General features: G+C 67.8%; 11 protein-coding genes. 3 read left to right on the forward strand and 8 right to left on the reverse strand.

What is annotated here, in order from left to right; all coding sequences use genetic code 11:
• Positions 1–13 precede the first annotated feature (13 nt).
• The 5 genes from FHS48_RS01470 to FHS48_RS01490 all read right to left on the reverse strand — a co-directional run bounded on the left by FHS48_RS01470 (position 14) and on the right by FHS48_RS01490 (position 6377).
• Complete coding sequence (locus FHS48_RS01470) at positions 14–898, reverse strand: protein phosphatase CheZ (RefSeq protein WP_184260510.1); 885 nt, start codon at positions 896–898, stop codon at positions 14–16.
• A 270-nt stretch (positions 899–1168) separates the two neighbouring features.
• On the reverse strand, positions 1169–3940 hold the full coding sequence (locus FHS48_RS01475; protein WP_184260513.1) for a sensor histidine kinase: 2772 nt from the start codon (positions 3938–3940) through the stop codon (positions 1169–1171).
• Positions 3933–4193 carry a hypothetical protein gene (locus tag FHS48_RS01480; RefSeq protein ID WP_184260516.1) on the reverse strand — a complete coding sequence of 87 codons (261 nt, stop codon included), beginning with the start codon at positions 4191–4193 and terminating at the stop codon, positions 3933–3935. Before FHS48_RS01480 ends, FHS48_RS01475 begins: the two co-directional genes overlap by 8 nt.
• A gap of 13 nt (positions 4194–4206) precedes the next feature.
• The gene (locus tag FHS48_RS01485) at positions 4207–4602 is read right to left on the reverse strand and encodes a response regulator (RefSeq protein ID WP_184260519.1); all 396 of its coding nucleotides are present in this window, start codon (positions 4600–4602) and stop codon (positions 4207–4209) included.
• 131 nt (positions 4603–4733) lie between these two features.
• On the reverse strand, positions 4734–6377 hold the full coding sequence (locus tag FHS48_RS01490) for a helix-turn-helix domain-containing protein (RefSeq protein ID WP_184260522.1): 1644 nt from the start codon (positions 6375–6377) through the stop codon (positions 4734–4736).
• A 388-nt stretch (positions 6378–6765) separates the two neighbouring features.
• On the opposite strand from FHS48_RS01490, the gene FHS48_RS01495 reads away from it, so the two are divergent.
• A complete protein-coding gene (locus tag FHS48_RS01495) occupies positions 6766–7443 on the forward strand; it encodes an MBL fold metallo-hydrolase (protein ID WP_184260525.1) in 678 nt (225 codons plus the stop codon).
• A 7-nt stretch (positions 7444–7450) separates the two neighbouring features.
• Here the strand turns inward: FHS48_RS01495 and FHS48_RS01500 are convergent, their stop codons facing one another.
• The 3 genes from FHS48_RS01500 to FHS48_RS01510 form a co-directional block, all read right to left on the reverse strand.
• Positions 7451–8587 carry an ABC transporter substrate-binding protein gene (locus FHS48_RS01500; protein WP_184260528.1) on the reverse strand — a complete coding sequence of 379 codons (1137 nt, stop codon included), beginning with the start codon at positions 8585–8587 and terminating at the stop codon, positions 7451–7453.
• 171 nt (positions 8588–8758) lie between these two features.
• Positions 8759–9475 carry an ATP12 family chaperone protein gene (locus FHS48_RS01505; RefSeq protein WP_184260531.1) on the reverse strand — a complete coding sequence of 239 codons (717 nt, stop codon included), beginning with the start codon at positions 9473–9475 and terminating at the stop codon, positions 8759–8761.
• Positions 9476–9603: 128 nt separating this feature from the next.
• On the reverse strand, positions 9604–11757 hold the full coding sequence (locus tag FHS48_RS01510; RefSeq protein WP_184260534.1) for an AsmA family protein: 2154 nt from the start codon (positions 11755–11757) through the stop codon (positions 9604–9606).
• A 304-nt stretch (positions 11758–12061) separates the two neighbouring features.
• Here FHS48_RS01510 and FHS48_RS01515 point away from each other — a divergent pair, with 304 nt between their 5' ends.
• Both FHS48_RS01515 and pbpC read left to right on the forward strand, forming a co-directional pair.
• The gene (locus FHS48_RS01515; protein WP_184260537.1) at positions 12062–17020 is read left to right on the forward strand and encodes an alpha-2-macroglobulin family protein; all 4959 of its coding nucleotides are present in this window, start codon (positions 12062–12064) and stop codon (positions 17018–17020) included.
• Entirely contained in the window at positions 17017–19089 is a 2073-nt protein-coding gene (pbpC, locus tag FHS48_RS01520) for a penicillin-binding protein 1C (RefSeq protein ID WP_311769055.1), read from the forward strand. Before FHS48_RS01515 ends, pbpC begins: the two co-directional genes overlap by 4 nt.
• Positions 19090–19102: the final 13 nt, after the last annotated feature.

Consider the following 19102-nt stretch of genomic DNA (forward strand, 5'->3'; position numbering starts at 1 on the left):
TCCCCGTCCGCCCTCAGCCGAACAGCATGCTGTCGATATCGCCCTGCGACATGCCCGCCCCATCCACCTGCGGGCCATGCAACAGGTGCTTGTCTTCGCGGGTATCATCGGGGCGGTTGCGGATGATATCGGCGCGGGCGGTGCCCTCCTCAATCTCCCACAGCTCGACCAGACGCTTCAGCTCGGCTTCCACATGCAGCAGGGTGTTGACCGAGGCGGAAATCCGCTGGCCGGTCAGGTCCTGAAAACTACAGGCGGTCATGATCTGGATCACCTGATCGGCCAGCTGTTGATACAGCAGCGGATCCAGATCCCCGGTATTGGACGACAGGTCAATCATCGCCTGTATCGCTTCCGCGCTTTCCAGAATCACCTGCGTTGCCTGTTCCGTGGCCTCCACCACCGACCCCAGTTCCGAGGTGGCGACCAGAATCTGGTCGGTTTCCCCGGCGGCGGGCGTCAGGGCCGAAACATGATCCCGGGTCAGCTCGATCCGGTCCACCAGCTCCTTCAGGCTGTCGCGGATCAGGCCAAAGTTGCCGACCTTCAGCAGGCTGGGATCATCCCCCTGCTCCGCCAGTGCCAGCATCGCCGATTGCAGGGCGGGAGACGGATCTTCCGACGGGGCCGTACCGGCGTCAGGAGCCAGAGAAGGGGCCGGAGAAGGGGCCATCGCGGCGGGGCCTGCGGCCAGATGACCTTCCTCGGCCATGCGCATCACCTCATTGCGGATGGCCCGTTTCACCACCTCCTGCAATTCGCCGCTCATCGACAGAATCGCCGTCGCCAGTCCCCCGACCTGATCTTCGATCCGGCGGCTGGTGGCGGTCAGATCAGCCAGATCCTGACGGCTCTTCTGATCCGGGCGGGTTTCAGCGGCATAGCTGCGAAAAGACATCGAAAACCTCATCGGACAGGGTGGCGGCCCCCGCAGCCGGACGGCCACGGCAGACACCACACGGATCATTCTGCCCCCCGTTGCAGGACAGCCGCCACAGCAGCCTGTCCCCAGCTTTCAGCGCCCGCAGCCACCGGTCCACACCCCTATGGACAGATTGGTGGCACCGCCCAAAGCCATACCCATCGCAACACCTTACGGCAAATGACGCCGCCGGGGTAGCAGTGCGAAAGAACCGTATCGGGTCGTAAGATCAAGGTCTTACCAGCCTTACGCCAGCGGCGGCGGACGCCCCGGCAGGGCCTGCGACAGGCGGTTCAGCAGAATGCAGAACCGCGCCCCGCCGCCGGGACTGGCATCGGCCCAGATGCTGCCGCCGAAATGCTCGATGATCTGATGGCTGATCGCCAGCCCGAGGCCGGTTCCGGCCGGACGGTCCTGCCCGCCCCCGGTGGCCTGCACGAACTTGCCGAAGATTTTATCGCGCTGGCCTTCCGGAATGCCCGGGCCGTTGTCGGCAACGGTGAACAGCCACGTCCGCCCGTGTTCCCGGGCTTCCACCCGCACCCGTCCGTCCTGCGGCGGCACAAACTTGACGGCATTGGACAGCAGATTGACGAACACCTGAATCAGGCGGTCGCCATCGGCATGAACCGGCATCTCCGGCAGCAGGATTTCCACATCCAGCACCGCCTTCTTCTCGGCGAACAGGGAGGCGGTCACCGCCACCGCTTCCCGCAGGGCGGCGGCGGCATCGACCGAGTCCATATGCCAGTCGCCATGCCCGGCTTCCAGCCGCGCCAGATCCAGCAGCTGGTCAATCAGGCGGGTCAGGCGCTCGGTCTCCCGCACGATGATCGCCAGAAACTGCTGGCGCTGGGCGTTGTCCAGCTCCGGGTTATCGCTGAGGATTTCCGAGAAGGAACGGATCGAGGTCAGCGGGGTACGCAGCTCATGCGACACCGTCGACAGAAAGTCATCCTTCAACCGGTCCAGTTCCTGCAACTGACGGTTCGCCTCGCGCAAGTCGGCGGTCAGCCGCTCCAGCTCCGCCGATTTCTGTTCCAGCCGCTGGCTGTATTCGATGACCTGACTGGTTTCTTCCAGAATGGTCATCACCTCGCGCAGCGAGACCATTTCCCCCTTGGCGACCGACTCCACCATCACCCGGGCCGAGGCCCCGCCCAGCGTCCGCGCCAGCAGCCGCTCCGTCAGATGCACCAGATCGGGGTCGGCCTCGGCCAGCCGCCGCAGCGGCAGCCCCCGCGAACGGGAAAACTCCCGGAAGGCCTCGCCCGCCGCATCTTTCCCCAGAAAGCGCTGGGCCAGCGTCAGCAGATCGCCGACGGTGGCGGTGCGGCTCCACACCCGGGGAGTGGCACTGTCGGCGCGGCGGAAGGTATCGACGTACAGGGTTGCCTGAATCCGTTCCAGAGCCTGCTGCTTGCCGAACAAGGAGACCGCGACGAATCCGCCGATATTGACCAGCCAGCTCCAGAACAGGGAATGGCTGAGCGGGTCGAGGGTCGTCATCCCGAACAGGGCCTCCGGCATCAGGAAAGTCACCCCAAACGGGCCATCGGTCAGGATTGAGGCCCCCAGCCACCCGGCCCGCACGAACGACGGCAGCAGCAGGGTATGGCACCACACGCAGAACCCCAGCAGCAGCCCGGTGATCGCCCCGCCTTTGGTCGCCCCTTTCCAGAACAGCCCGCCCAGCATCGACGGGGCCAGCTGGGCCAGCGCCGCAAAGCTGACCAGCCCGATCGAGGCCAGCGCCTCCGACGTGCCGGTGACGCGGTAATAGGCATATCCCATGAAAATCAACCCGACGATGCTGGCCCGGCGCACCGCCACCAGCAGGCCGGTCAGGTCGCCCCGCTCCGTCAGCCGCAGCCAGCGCAGCCGCAGCAGGAACGGCATCACCAGATCGTTACAGACCATGGTTGCCAGCGTGATCGCCGCCACAATCACCATGGCGGTGGCGGAGCTGAGCCCGCCGAGAAAGGCCAGCAGGGCCAGATCCGGGCGGTTCTGCGACAGCGGCACCGTCAGCACGAAGGCGTCGGCATCGGCCCCGGTCGGCAGATGGACCAGCCCGGCCAGCGCAATCGGCACCACAAACAGGCTGAGGATCAGCAGATACAGCGGGAACAGCCACGACGCCGTCGACAGGTGGCGTTCATCCACGCATTCCACCGCCGTCACCTGAAACTGCCGGGGCAGGCACAGCACCGCGCACATCGACAGCACCAGCGTGGTGATCCAGCGGGCGGCGGAATCCCCGGTCACCGGCGGGATGAACGGCCCGCCCAGCGACACCTCCCGCGCCCGCTCCACCAGATCGGCAAAGCCGTCATGCAGGAAAAAGGTGATGAAGATCCCGACCGCCAGAAAGGCCAGCAGCTTGACCAGCGATTCAAAGGCAATCGCCGCCACCACCCCTTCATGGTGTTCTGACGCATCAATATGCCGGGTGCCGAACAGCACCGCAAAGGCCGCCATCGCCGCCGCCACCCAGAAGGCGGTATCGCGCGGCAGACTGTCCGGCAGCGGAAACTCCCCCGACATCGCATCCAGCCCGCTCAGGCCATCAAAGCCGGTCAGCACCGCAAAGCTGCCCGCCACCGCCTTCAGCTGGAGGGAAATGTACGGCATGCCGCCGACCACGGCGATCACCGTCACCAGCACCGACAGCCGGGTTGATTTGCCGTACCGGCTGGCGATGAAGTCGGCGATGCTGGTGATGCGGTGGACCCGGGTGATCCGCACCATCTTGCGCAGCACGAACCACCAGCCGAGAAACACCAGCGTCGGGCCGAGGTAGATGGTCAGGAATTCCGGCCCCTGCCGGGCGGCAGACCCCACCGCGCCGTAAAAGGTCCACGACGTGCAGTACACCGCGATCGACAGGGTGTAGATCGCCGGATTGCGGATCACACTGCGGCCGCGTTCCGCCCGCCGGTCCCCATACCAGGCGATGGCGAACAGCAGGCCGACATAGCCAAGGGAAATCAGGACGATCAGGGCCGGATCAAGCATCGGCGCCGGTCCTGCGGGCCGGTTTCGGGGCGGATTTGGGCGTGCCGCGCGCCACCCGGTCCAGCCGCCGGGCCAGCACCCGCCCGGCCAGAATCAGCGCCAGCCACACCCCAAACAGCCAGAGGTACACCACCGGCACCCCGAACAGCACACGGTCGGTCATGAACAGCAGCACCAGCGGCGGCATGAACAGCACCAGCCCCGACAGGGTCAGGGCCAGACTGCGCTGCTGATAGATCGGTCCCGCCGCCATCGCCGCCGTTCCGTCAGGCCGGAACCTGTCCGGCCTCTGCCGGGCCTTCCAGCAGCGCCTTGACCCGGGACACCACATCCCGCGTTGAAAACGGCTTGGTGATGTAATCATCGACGCCGAATTCCAGACCCCGGCGGCGGTCCACCTCCCGCCCTTTGGCGGTCAGCATCACGATCCGCATCGACGCCAGCGCCGGATTGGCCTTCACCGCCTGCACCACCTCGAAGCCGTCGCAGCCGGGCATCATCACATCCAGCAGCAGCAGATCGGGACGGATCTTTTCCAGAAGACGCAGCGCGGTGCGGCCATCATAGGCAACCTGCACCTCGTAGCCCGCCCGTTTCATCAGAAAGCTGAGCGATTCCACGATATTGCGTTCGTCTTCCGCGACCAGGATCAACTGGGTCACGGCTGTTCCTCCATGCCGGACAGTCAGCGCTCCCCGGTTGTTTTTCTTGGCATACCCCCCCGGGTCTCCCCGCTTCCCAGACTAAAAGGTTTCCCGATCAAACGGAACGGGAAAAGCGGACACCGGCCCGGTCAGGCCGCCCCGCCGTCCGGGCGCAGCATCGGCATCGCCCGCTGGCGGCAGTCGCCGCGCGGACACTGGCGGCAGGAAATCCCCACCGGATCGCCGGTCTGGGCCGAGGCCACATCCAGCCCGTCGCCATAGACCATGTGGCGGGCATAGGAGGCATCACAGCCGATCATCACACAGTGATGGGTCCGCGCCGCCCGGTATCCCCCGCCGGAGCGGGAGGCGGCCCGGGCGATGAACAGCCAGCTGGACCCGTCCGGCAGGCGGGCCAGCTGCGTCACCACCCGGTCGGGGCTGAGGAACGCCGTATGGCTGACCCAGCGCGGGCAGGTGCCGCTGTAACGCGGCAGGCGCAGGCCCGAGGCGGAAAAGCGTTTGGAGATATTTCCGGCGATATCGGTGCGCAGCAGGTGGAACGGGATCGCGTCATCCTCCGTCACCCGCAGCGAGGTCAGGCGGTGGCAGACCTGCTCAAAGCTGGCCCCGAACCGGCTTTGCAGCCGTTCAATGTCATAGCGCACCTCCCGCGCCGCCGCCAGAAACGGGCGGTAGGGCAGCAGCAGCGCGGCGGCAAAGGCGCGGGTCATCGCATCGCGGGCCCGGTCGCGGGCGGCGTCGCTGGACAGGCGGGGATCCCCGGCAACCGCCTCGATCTGCTCCGCCGCCTCTTCCTGCCCGAGAATGCGGGAGGCATGGAACCGCCACGAGGCAATCGGCAGGCTTTCCGCCAGCAGCAGGGTCCGGCCCGCCGGATCATACTGACTGTCAGCTCCGCCAAGATCGGCTTCCGGGCAGAACCGGATGGAGATCCCATGCCGGTCCCGCAGCCGTTCCGCCAGTGCGGCAAACAGCGCGGTATGTTCCGGGTGCAGGCTGGCCCGCACCTGTTCCGCCGCCCGCTCAATCGCCGGAAAATGGTTGCCGTGGTCGTGGATCAGGTCGTCCACCTCCTCCTCCGGGCTCTGGCGCGGGCGGCGGGAGGTCCGGCCTTCCAGAAAGTCGAACATCTGCCCGGTCAGCCCGCTGAGCTTCTGGCTTTCATCAGCAATGGCGGTGATGAAGCGTTGCCGCTGCACCTCGTCGATATCGCCGTAGTCCTCCAGAATTTCCGAGAAAGAGCGGATCGAGGTGATCAGGGTCAGCAGCTGGTGGCTGGTCTCCATCAGGTAGGGGTCCTGCGCCAGCCGCTCGGCCAGCGTTTCCGTCTGGCTGCGGGCATCGAGATAGGCGCGGTACACCGTCACCGCTGCCCGCGCCAGATCCGGGGCGGCCCCGACCAGATGCGGAATGTCCTGCACCGGCAACGGGCTGGCCGACAGCACCGGATCCGCCGCCAGCTCGGTCAGGTCGGCGGCAAGGCGGCCTTCCTCACGCCCTGACAGGGCATCGACCGTGGTTTCCAGATGGGCGGCAATACGCAGCAGCAGGGTGCCGCCGATGCTGCGGCGGCTGTGCTCGATCAGATTGAGATAACTGGCAGACACCCCGACCTGCCCGGCCAGCGCCGCCTGCGTGATCCCCAGATCCTTGCGCCGGGCCCGGATGCGCGGGCCGGTGGCCTGAAGGGCCGCCGAGGCTGACAGGCTGTGCGGATGCCCGCCCCCCGCCCCGGATGGAGGGGACGGGGGAGAAGAAGACTGCGTCATAGCCGGGCCTGCCTCCTTACGGCATCCTTGACCCGCCCCAAGGGGCGCGGCATGCCGGGGAAAAACGGTTTACAGATTTACTTTTTTACATGGTTTTCCCGATAAAATTTACAAATCTTTTCACCCGCCTGCCACCATGCGTTGACCCGATGCCGCCGGATCAGTACCGTCATTGCGTGTGCAGGAGGACCCGGCAAGAGTTGACAAATCAACCGGCCGTCCTCCCAGATGGGACCCGCGATCCGAGACCCCGCTTCCTTACCGTACCGTTCCTGACCGCCCCGGCGGACCGGAGCTGCGGCAAGGGTGCGGTGTCTTCGTTTCTGCCCCCCGGGCAGGCCGTACGGCCACCGCCCCCGGACCTGACCAGCCCAACGGACCCCGCACCATGACCACCAGCCCTCCCACCGCCCCGCTCCCGGTTCTGACCTGCGGCGACTATGACGTCTGCCCGGTGGTCACCGCCCCGCCATACCGGGAGAACAGCTACATCGTGCGGCACCGGCCCAGCGGCGCGATTGCCATTCTCGACCCCGGCGACGGAGCGGCGGATATTCTGGCGGTGGTGGATCATCTGGGCGGGGATGTGCGGGCGATTCTGCTGACCCATGCCCACCCGGACCACATTGCCGGGCTGGAGGCCGTTGCTGCCGCCACCGCTGCCCCGGTTTTCGCCCATACCGATGAACAGCCGATCATCGACGCCGCCCCACAATGGGGGCAGATGCTGCTGGGCCGCCCGCTGACGGTGCCGTCCGTCCAAGCCTTCAGCGGTGAGCCGGAGTTGACCACGGTTGGCCGGTCACGGGCGATCGCCACCCCCGGCCATACGCCGGGCGGGGTGTGCTATCTGTTCGACGGGGTTGCCTTCACCGGCGACACCCTGTTCCTGCGCGGCATCGGGCGCAGCGACTTTCCCGGCGGCAACAGTCGGGCTCTGGCGGCCTCAATCACACGTTTTCTGGAGATCGCTCCCCCGGACACCCTGCTGTTCTCCGGCCATGGCCCGGCGTGGACGGCCCGCGAAGCCCGGCAGTGGTGGCAGGCCACGTCCGCAGGGCTGTAAGGGCGGGTTACGAACTCACCGGAATGGTGGACAACGTCGAACCGGACACGACAAACGGATAGGGTTTGCGGCCCGGCCCCGCCGGTCCGGCGGCACGGAGCTGTTCAAACCCCAGACGTCCGGCGTTGGCCGGATCCAGACGGGTCTGCCAGTCCGGCAGGGTGCGGCGGTCAAGGGCACCGAACACCACCGACTGCACCGCCCCGCCCGCATCTGCGAAATCAAGGCCGTCGGCGTGGTCCCGCAGCATCACCAGCGCCAAGGCCCCGGCAAACAGGTGCCCGGTCATCGACACTTCCATCCGCCCGGCGGCAATCGCCGCCTGCGCCGCCACACTGCCGTTGAAACCGCCGATGACCACATCCTCGCCGGGAACCCTCCCCCGCCGGATCACCGCCGCTGCCGCCCCCAGCGCCATCGGATCGTTGGCGCACCAGATCACATCGACATCGGCATTCCGGCGCAGGGCCGCTTCCAGCCGCTGCTCGGCAACGTCCTGCCGCCACTCCCCTTCCAGACGGTCCAGCAGCATCACATCCGGCATCAGGGACAACGCCCGGTCCAGCCCCCGGGCCCGGTCAGCTGCGGCCGGGGTCGCCTGCACCCCGTCCAGCGCCAGAAGACGCAGAAACCGGCCCGGTTTCCGCCGCCGGGCGGCCCCGATCAGATGGTTGGCCAAGACAAACCCGGCCTGCTCATTGTCGGCCAGCAGGGCCCCGAGATAGCGGGGCTGACCGATGCGGGGGTTCCCGCCGGTGAAGGGCATGGCATTCAGCAGCATGAACAGCGGCACACCGGAGGCTTCGGCCAGTTCCGCCACCGCCGGGCCGACGCCTTCCTCATTCACCGCAATCAGATAATCAGGCCTGTGCCGCAGCAGATCGGACGCCTGCTGAAGGTACTGGCGGCGGCTGCGCTCCGACACCGTCATGGTCAGGGTCATGTCCAGCCGGGCGGCGGCATGGCCCATCAGCCTGCCGACAGAGACCCAGAAATCCTCATCACTGCGGCCGGGATTGATGAAACCGATCCGCAGGGGCCGTCCCGCCGCCCGCACGGGGGACACCCCGGCGACAGCCCCGGGCAGCAGGCCGCTCAGACCGGCTGCTCCCGTCAGACTCAGAAAACGGCGGCGCGTGATCATAACCCGTCCATTCAACTTTTATAATATCGACGCCACCTTAGAGGATTTTCAGAAGAAAGGCATACCGCTTCGCGGCAAAAATTGCTCTGATTTAAAAGAATAGGGCTATTTTCAGGGGTAAAGTCGGGGATCCTGCCCGCTGAAAACGTTCACACCCCGGCACAGACAGGCTTAACCCTGACGGCTGAGGGTCAAAAAGCGTTCAATTGCCAGCAGATCGGCCAACAGCGCATCGCGGCGGTCCTGCGCCTCCCAGTCCTCCCCCCACAGTTCCGCCTGAAACAGCTCCTCCAGCAGGGCCGTCCGGAAAATCAGACCGGCATCCCCGAAACCAAAGACAAAGCCCAGCGCCGCACACCACGACCCCACCGCTCCGGCCACCGCCTGAAAGGCGGTCAGCGTCGGGGCGTCCATCGCCTCCAGTGCCTGCCGCAGGGCCACATGCACCGCCGGGGACTGGTCCTGCGGCATCAGGCCGGAGGTGACGGTCAGCAGAACCGCCAGCCGGGTTTCCACCCAGCCCCGCAGCGCCCCCCACTCCGCCTGTTGGCGGGCCACCAGATCGGCGGGCTCCGCCGCCTCGTAGCACAGGGCATCGGCATCGACGTAGCGCATCAGCTCATCGATGATGCCCGCCCGCTGCTCGCCGATCCGTTCAATCATGGTGTTGACCAGCTGGGTCATCGGCATCAGCGACGGATCAACCGTCTTATCGACCGCCGCCCATTCCTCCGCCACCGCCTGCGCCAGCGGGCGGGACGCCACCGCCAGATCGCGCTTGCCGGGGGTCTTCAGGGTCCGCCCGTCCAGCGCCACGGTGAACAGGCCGGAGCCCCCTTCGACAACACTGACCTCTTTCCAGAAGCGGCGCGGAGCCTGCGATGCCATCACTCTTCTCCCGTGAACGCTAAAGCCCCGCCGGATCCTGAGCGGAAGGGGGCAGACAGAACAGAAAACCCGGGCAGGAGGGTCCTGCCCGGGTTTGGATCTGATTCCAGTGGTGTCTCCACCCCGGCTCAGTTCGATTTAAACAGACCGCCAATCCCGTTCAGAACGCCCGCAGGCCCTGACGGCGCCTGTTTAGCCGGTTGAGTCCCGCTCTGGGAAGAAGAATTCTGCGATGCGCCGCCTTTGCTCTTTTCGCCCCGCGCCGTGGCACAGGGCGCGGTATCGGCGGTGGCCCCGCCGATCAGCGCCCCGACCACGGTGGACAGGCCACCGGTGGCCGCAGCCGCCCCGACCGAGGCCACCGCCCCGATCGCCGCCGCCGCATCAATGCCGACCCGCGGCTGGCCCAGCGTGCCCTGAAGGCGCAGCAGCTCCGCCAGTTTGCCCGCACTCAGGCCGACTCCGTTCTTGGTATAGGGCTGCACGCCGACGTCCAGCCCTTCCGTGCCCAGATTCAGCGACCCGGAGGACACCACGTTCATCCGGGTGGTCTCAAAAGCGATCTGCTTGTTCCAGTCCATCAGCCCCTTGGCCGACTTCATGTGGATTTCGCCACAGCTGAGTTCGGTATAGGGCGGGCGCTGGCTGGACGGGTCCAGCGCTTCGCCCAGCTGGGCGAAGATATCACCGCCGATCCAGTCAATGACCGAATTATGGATCCGCCCCTGCCCCATGGAGAGGTTGACCGCCCCATCCAGCGATGCCAGCACCGCCGCCACCGAAGCGCCCTGCCCCTTGGCGGTGATGGTGCCATTGGTCGGCACCGCCGACAGCAGATCGCCCTTTCCGGCCTGCTCGAACAGGCGGCCAAGGCTGACCTTATCCAGCTTCACCTCCGCCGTCAGGGCGGAGATGCCTGCCGATCCGGCCGGGGCCGCCGTCAGGTCCAGCGCCACAGCAACGATCCCATCGCCGACTTTCGCCTGCGCCGGGGTCAGCTTCAGGCGGCCATTGTCCAGCCCTCCCTGCACCGCAACGGCTTCCAGCACCATGCTGTTGGGCAGGGTCAGGCGGGCAACCTGAAGGTCTGCCCGGGCATCCACCGTGCGCAGGGCATCGAGATGCAGCGGATCGGACGGGAACACCTTTTTGGCCTGCCCGCCGGGCGGAGTGGAGGGCTGCGACGGCTTGCCGCCCTTCGACGGAGCCGGGGGAACTGTTTCCGTCGCCCCCAGCCACTCCCGCAGATCCACCGACGGCGACTTCAGGGTGGCATCAATCTTCGGGCGGGCCCCGGCGGTGTTCACCGCCACCGCCCCGGTCAGGGCGGTTTTGGCCACGGTGGCATTCAGCCCGGCAATCTTCCACGCCGATCCGCCACCGCTGAGATCCCCGGTCAGGGTCACCGGCGGCACGCCGTCCGACGGCACCAGCCCCTTCAGTCCGGCGTAGCTGTCAGCCTTGATGCTGACCTTCAGCTCCACCCCCTGCACCGCCTTCGGATCCTTGATGGCCCCGTCCGCCGACAGCGCAACCCCGCCGAAATCCCCCTTCAGCGAGACCGGGAACGGTGCCGACGCCGCCCCCAGCAGCGACTGAAGCGGCCCGAGCGTGCCCGCCACCTGATAGGGAATGGCGTTGTAGGCCCCCTTGACCGTCAGCGCCAGCGGCGCGGCGGGAGAGGCGGCCGACAGGGTCAGCACATCAAAATCAAAGGTGGTGGTGGTGCCCTTGGCGGCATCCTTCAGGGTGATATGCGCTTTCTCAATATCCAGCGCCCCGACGAAGGGGACCGTCGTCTTGCCCGGAGCCGGGACCACAGCCGGGGCCGGAGCGGGGGCGGTCCCTCCTGCCGGGGTCGCCGCAGGGGCGGCCACAGCAACAGCCTCCCCGCCCAGATCCCAGTTGGCGGTGCCCTTGCGGTCGGTTTCCAGCAGGATATCCGGTTTGATCAGCACGACGCGGGTCAGGCGGATGTCGCCATGCAGGGCGGGCATCAGCTCAATCGCCGCCTCAACCCGTTCCACCGTCACCATATCGGGGCGGCTGCCCCAGGCGGCATTCGCGAACCGGGCCTTGTTGATGATCAGCTTCGGCGTCAGCCCGACCGACAGGCTGAGGTCCCCTTCCAGAACCAGCTTCCGGCCGGTCAGCCGCTGCACTTCCTCCTGAATCGTCCCCTTGTAACGGTTGACATCCAGCGTCAGCAGAATAGCGACGGCTGCCAGCACCAAGGCGATGAGAAGTCCTCCCACGGCCTTGATCACGGTCATCGGACGCATGTCTGATCCCCTTCTTTATCTGAACCCAGAGCATTCACGGTTTATCTTATACCACACCCGGGGGATTGCATCCCCCCGCCATCACAGACAGCCCGGATCCGGCGTGTTAAAGGGCATTTTCAACCGAAGAAAATGGCGGTTTTGCGACGGCAGAACGCTTTGTGTCTCCTAAGAAAAAAGGGTCCTCCGGCCCGATCCGGCGGCGTCACGGCCAGCCGGAAAACCGGCAGAAATTTCCGTTGCCTCACCCCGCTTACAGGCGCAGGGTGCGACAGCAGCGGACAACGCGATGAGGGGTCAGACCATGCAGCGGCTTGTTATCGGCCTTGCCACAGCCATCACCATCGGGGCCGGGGTTGCCGGGTTTTACGGGGCCCCCCGCCTGCCTGCCCCGGCGGCAACGCCCCCGGTGGTGGCGGCTGTCACAGCGGCCGCGCCGAAAACCACCCCCCAGCCTGCGGCCCCGGCCAGACCCGGCGAAGTCCAGCCCGCCGGAACGGCGCTGCACACCGAGGCGGAAGCCGTCCCCGCCGGAGAGCTGCGGTACCGTCGCACCCTGATTGAAACCGGGACCGACACCCCGGAAGCCTGCCTGCTGTTCTCCGCCCCGCTGGATGCCACCGGGGCGACCCGTTACACCGATTATCTGTCCCTGCCGTCCGGCCTGCGCCCGGTGGTGCGGGTGGATGGCAGCCGCCTGTGCCTGTCCGGTCTGCGCTTCGGGGCCGACTATACGCTGGAGCTGAAGGCCGGTCTGCCCGGGGCCAAAGGCGAGAAACTCAGCGAATCCACCGCACTCCCCCTCAGTTTCGGGGACCGTGCCCCCTCAGTCGCCCTCGGGTCCGGCTTCATCCTGCCACGGGAAACCGCCGACGGGCTGCCGGTCACCACCGTCAACGTCGACACCCTGGAGATCAAGGTGATCCGGGTCGGCGACCGCCTGCTGTCGCAGATGCGCAGCGACCTGCTCGACGAGCGGACCGCCTGGTCCTACAGCGTCTCTGAGTTCCAGAACGAGACCGGACGGCTGGTCTGGAAAGGCACGATGCCGGTCAAAGGGCCGCGCAACACCGCCGTCACCAGCCTGTTCCCGCTGGCCGAGGCCATCGGCAAGCCGGAACCCGGGGCCTATATCGTGCTGGCCGGCAATGCCCGCGACGCACAGGACGAAGACGACGGGGGCTATTCTTACGGTGCCCGCAAGGCCATGCAATGGGTGGTGCAGTCTGATCTTGGCGTCACCTCCTTCGACGGGGCCGACGGCCTGACCCTGACGGTCCGTTCCCTCGGTTCGGCCAAGCCGTCTTCCGGGGTGCGCCTGAGCCTGATCGCCCGCAACAATGATGAACTGGCAACCGTCACCACCGATGCCGACGGCAAGGCCCGGTTCCCGGCCGGGCTGATGCGCGGCGAAGGCGGCAGCCATCCGGTGATGGTGATGGCCTATGGCCCGGACGGGGATTTCACCTTCCTCGACCTGCGCCGCCCGGCCTTCGATCTGTCCGACCGGGGCGTTGATGGCCGGGCTCCGGCCGGGCCGGTTGATGCCTTCCTCTATACCGAACGCGGGATCTACCGCCCCGGCGAAACCGTTCAGTTGACAACCCTGCTGCGTGACCCGGATGTGACGGCGCTGGAAGGCCGCAGCGCGGTGATCAAGATCCTGCGCCCGGATGGGAAGGAATACCGCCGCTTCACCGTCACCGATCAGGGCCGGGGGGCTGCCGCCCTGTCAATCCCGCTGCCCGCCAGCGCCAGCCGGGGCCTGTGGGAAGCCGTCGCCACCATCGACCCCGAAGGCCCGGCGGTCGGGCGGATCAGCTTTGACGTGCAGGACTTTGTGCCGCAGCGGCTGGGCCTGACCATCGGCGACCGCCCCAAGGTGCTGCACCCGGGGGACAGTCTGTCGATCCCGGTCGAAGCCCGCTTCCTCTACGGGGCCGTGGCCGCCGAACTTGGCGGCGAGGCTGACCTGACGCTGGAACCCGATCCCAACCCCTACCCGCGCCACAAGGGCTTCCTGTGGGGGATTCCGGACGAGCGCTTCGACAGCAGCCGCACCGATCTGGAGGTGGCCGACACCGACAGCGCCGGGCGCACCGCCATCACCGGCAGCGTGCCGCAGGCCGTCACCTCCACCCGTCCGCTGCGGGCCGACCTCCGGGTTGCCATCCGTGAACCCGGTGGCCGCCCGACCAGTGACCACCTTTATCTGCCGGTGGCCCTGCGGCCACTGAGCATCGGCATCCGCCCCCATTTTGACGGCAGCGTCCGCGAAGGGCAGGACGCCGCCTTTGATGTGATCGCCGTCAACGAAACCGGGGAGCCGGTGGCCGCCCCGGCCCTGAAATATCAGCTGTTCCGTGACCGCTCGACCTGGCAGTGGTTCCGGCGGGACAACCAGTGGCGCTATGAACGCATCGAGCGGGAACAGGAACTGACCTCCGGCACCCTGTCGGCGGGCCCCGATGCCCCGGCCGTCCTGCGGCAGGCCATCCAGTGGGGCGGCTACCGCCTGCTGGTGCGGGATGACGCGTCCGGGGCCATGACCTCGGTCCGCTTCACCGGCGGCTGGTACGGCACCTCCGCCGCCGACCGCCCTGACCGCCTGAAGGTGGCAATTGACAAGCCCGCCACCACGGTGGGGGAAACCGTCCGCCTGCGCATTGAGTCCGAGTTTGCCGGAGAAGCGCAGGTGGTGATCGCCAACGAACGGATCCATGAAACCCGGACCCTGTCGGTTCCGGCCGGGGGCACCGACATTCCGGTCACCCTTCAGGCCGACTGGGGGGCCGGGGCCTACGCGCTGGTCACCCTGTACCGCCCGCTGACCACCAAGGCCGATCACGCCCCGGTGCGGGCGGTCGGCGTGGCCTGGCTGGGCCTTGACCCGGCGCAGCGGACCCTTGGGGTTTCGATCAAGGCCCCCGACCGGATCACCCCCCGCCAGACCCTGACCGTGCCGGTGACCATCACCGGCGGCGATAAGGCCTTTGTGACACTGGCCGCCGTCGATCAGGGCATCCTGCAACTCACCCGCTTTCCGTCGCCGTCCCCCGCCGCGCATTACCTGTCCAAGCGGCGGCTGGGGGTGGACATGCGCGATGACTATGGCCGCCTGATCCGCAACGAAGCCGCTCAGTCGCAGGATCAGGGCGGGGACGGGTTCGGCGGCAAGGGGCTGGATGTGGTGCCGACCCGCACCGTCGCGCTGTTTTCCGGCGTGGTGGCGGTGGGGGCCGATGGCACTGCCAGCATCCCGCTGGATATCCCCGATTTTCAGGGAGAACTGCGGCTGATGGCCGTCGCCTTCGACGCCCGCAAGGTCGGGTCCGCCGAGGCCCGCCTGACCGTGCGCGACCCGCTGGTGGCTGAAGTGATTCTGCCGCGCTTCCTCGCCCCCGGGGATGTCGGCCATGCCACCGTGCTGCTGCACAACATTGACGGCGCCGACGGCGACTATCAGGTCCGGCTGACCGGCAGCGATGCCGTTTCCGGCCTGAAGGAAGACCGCAGCGTCCCCCTGACGGCGGGCAAGCGGGAGGTGTTCACCGTCCCCCTGAGCGGTGGGGCCAGCGGGCTGGGGACCGTCTCCCTCGCCGTGTCCGGCCCCGGCGGTTTCTCCGTTGACCGGTCGTGGCCGATTCAGATCCGGCCGCCCCAGTTGCCGCAGACCGTGCAGACCACCGTTGCCCTGCACCCCGGCCAGTCGGAAACCCTGACCCCGGCGGTGCTGGATGGCATGCTGCCGGGAACCGGCTCGGTCGCCCTCAGCCTGTCGCGCTGGCAGGGGCTGGATGTGCCCGGCCTGCTGCGCTGGCTGGACCGCTACCCCTTCGGCTGTCTGGAGCAGACCACCAGCCGCGCCCTGCCGCTGCTGTATTTCAATGATATCGCCCTGCTGACCGGGACCCGGCAGGATCAGGGGATCGAGATGCGGGTTCAGACCGCCATCGACCGTCTGGTCTCCATGCAGCGCCCGGACGGAAACTTCGGGATGTGGGGGAGCTGGTCGACCGAGGCCGATGACTGGATCTCCGTGTTCGCCCTCGATTTCCTGACCCGGGCGGCGGACAAGGGGTTTGATGTGCCCCCGGCCACCCTGTCCTCCGGGCGGCGCTGGATGCAGACCGGCATCCTGTCCGACCGCAAGGACGCCAGGGCCTATGCCGCCGCCATTCTGGCCCGCGGCGGTCAGGCCGATATCAGCAGCCTGCGCTATCAGCACGACTCGGCGCTGCCGAAAAGCCCGGTGGCCCTCGCCGATCTGGGCATGGCACTGGAAGCCGCCGGGGACCGCGCCCGCGCCACCTCGGCCTTCGATCACGCCCGGCGCAGCCTGACCGAGCTGAACCGGGTGGAAACCCTGCTGAAGGGCGGCAAGGCCCTGTCCAACCTGACCGCCGATCAGCGCGCGCTGATCACCCCCTATGGCGGTGCGCTGCGGGATACCTACGCCGTGGCGGCCAAACTGGCGGCAGCCGGACGCGGGACGCAGGTTCCGGCGGTGCTGGCAACCACGGCCGCCTTCGATACCCGCCCGGACCACACCACCACGCAGGTGAAGGCGTGGATGCTGCTGGCCGCCGCCGAAATCGCCAAAAACAGCGGAAAACTGGCGGTCACCGTCAATGGCACTCCGCTCAGCGGCGGTGATCCGGTTTCGGTTCCGGTGCCGCCGGAGCGGCTGGCATCCGGGCTGACCGTCACCAACACCGGCGAGTCCGTGGTCTATCAGGTGGTGTCGGTGGAAGGGGTACCCTCCGCCCCGCTCCCGGCGCTGGAGCAGGGGATTACCCTGAACAAATCCTTCTACACCCTGTCCGGGGAGCCGGTTGACCCGGCCACCCTGCACCGCAATGACCGGGTGGTGGTGGTGATTGACGGCGAGGTCCCCGGCAAGACCGAAGGGGATTATGCCGTTCTCGACCTGCTGCCGTCCGGATGGGAAATCGAAGGCACCCTGCGCCCGGATCAGGCCGGATACGACTGGCTGGGCGACCTGACCGAGGCCAACATCCGGGAAGGCCGCGATGACCGTTTCGTCATGGCGATGTCCCTGCCCGCCTACGGCACCATCACCGATGAGGACGGGATCACCTCGGTCGATTACGACAGTGAAACCTACCGCTTCCGGGCCGCCTATGTGGTGCGGGCGGTCACCCCGGGCACCTTCACCCTGCCCGCCGCCACGGTGGAGCATATGTATCAGCCGCAGCTGAAGGCCCGGACCGCCCTGAACACGGTGGTGATCGCCGAGTGATCCGTCTGCGGTTGCGCCTGCTGCTGAAAACCGGTCTCGCCGCCGCCCTGTTGCTGGGGGCGGCGGCGGGGCTGGATGCCCTGATGCCCCCGGACCTGACCCGCTGGACCGGAAGATCGGTGCGGGTCACCGATGCCGAAGGCCGTCTGCTGCGCCCCTTTGCCACCGCAGACGGCCTGTGGCGGCTGGAAACCGGGCCGGAGGATGTGGACCCGCTGTACCTCGCCCTGCTGCGGATGACCGAGGACCGGCGCTTTGGCTGGCACCCGGGCGTTGACCCCGCCGCCGTGCTGCGGGCCGCCGGGCAGCTGGCACTCCATCAGCGGGTGGTGTCCGGGGCCTCCACCCTGACCATGCAGACCGCCCGCCTGCTGTCCCCCAAACCGCGCACCCTCTCCGCCAAGCTGGAAGAGGCCCTGCGCGCCGTGCAGCTTCAGGCCCGCTTCGGCACCGGCGGCGTGCTGCGGATGTACCTGACCCTCGCCCCGTTCGGCGGGCCGCTGGAAGGGGTCACCGCCGCCACACAGGCATGGTTCGGCAAAGCCCCGCACAGCCTGAGCCCGGCGGAAGCCGCGCTGCTGGTGGCCCTGCCGCAGTCGCCGGAACGGCTGCGCCCGGACCGCAACCCGGAAGCCGCCCGCGCCGCCCGCAACCGCATCCTGCGGCGGGCGGTTGACCATGGCCTGCTGGCGGCGGAGGTGGTGGCGTCTGCCATGGCTGAGCCGGTGCCGGTGGTGCAGCGGCCGATGCCGATGCTGGCCCCCCATCTGACCGAACGGCTGGCCGCCGCCCTGCCACCGGAGGCCGCAGCGGGCACCGTCATCCGCACCACCCTGAACGGCCCGCTGCAACAGCGGCTGGAGGAGCTGGGCCGCACCACCCTGTCCCGCCTGAACGGCGACGCCGATCTGGCGGTGGTGGTGGTCGAGACCCAAAGCCACCGGGTGATCGCCCACCTTGGCAGCGGCGACTGGCGGCAGCGCAAGCTGGATCTGTCGATGGCAGTCCGCTCCCCCGGATCCGCCCTGAAGCCGTTTATCTATGCGCTGGCGTTTGATGATCTGTCGCTGCACCCCGGCACCATCATTCCCGATGCCCCGGAACGCTTCGGCAGCTGGATGCCGAATAACTTCGATCAGGATTTCCATGGGCAGGTCACGGCGCGGGAAGCGCTGCAACGGTCCCTGAACATTCCGGCGGTGCTGGCGCTGGAACAGGTCGGGCCGGTGCGCTTTGCCGCCCTGATGGGCATGGCCGGGGCCAATCTGGTGTTCCCCGGCAGCGATGACCCCGGATTGCCGGTAGCCCTTGGTGGAGTCGGGATCCGGCTGATGGATCTGGCAAAACTCTATGCCGGGCTGGCCGATGGCGGACTGATCTCTCCGCTGCGCCTGACCGCCGATGCGCCGCCGGGCCAGCCGTACCGGTTGGTCGGCGAAGCCGCCGCCCATGCGGTGATGACGGTGCTGGAGGGCAGCCCGTTGCCGGATGGCGTGGCCGGGGGACTGGCGGTGGCCCGGGACCGCCGGATCGGCTTCAAGACCGGCACCTCGTTTGGGTTCCGCGATGCCTGGACCATCGGGGCCTCCGCCGATTACACGGTGGCGGTGTGGGTGGGCCGGGCTGACGGCAGTGGCCGCCCCGGCCAGATGGGCCGCACCGCCGCAGCCCCGCTGCTGTTCCGGGTGTTTGACCTGCTGCCGCCGGACCGTGGCCCGCGCCGCCCGCCACGGGATCCGGACCATGCCCTGTTCCGCAGCCAGCCACCGGTGGCGCTGCGGGTTCTCGGCACCGATCCGGCGGAACCGGCCCCCACCGCCACCCGGGAACGGCTGCGGATCCTGTTCCCGCCCGATGGCAGCACGGTGGAACCACTGGAAGACGGCATTGCCCTGAAAGCCGCCGGGGGCCGCCCGCCCTTGCGCTGGGTGGCCAACGGGGTTCCGCTGCCGATGGGGGCCACGTTCTGGCAGCCGGACAGCAGCGGCTTTTCCCGCCTGAGTGTGGTGGATGCCGACGGGCGGCGCAGCGCCATCACCCTTCAGGTGGCCCGCCCGGAAACAGACTGACCGTGCGGAAGAT

It is taken from the genome of Novispirillum itersonii (assembly GCF_014205675.1).
GTDB lineage: Bacteria > Pseudomonadota > Alphaproteobacteria > Rhodospirillales > Rhodospirillaceae > Novispirillum > Novispirillum itersonii_A.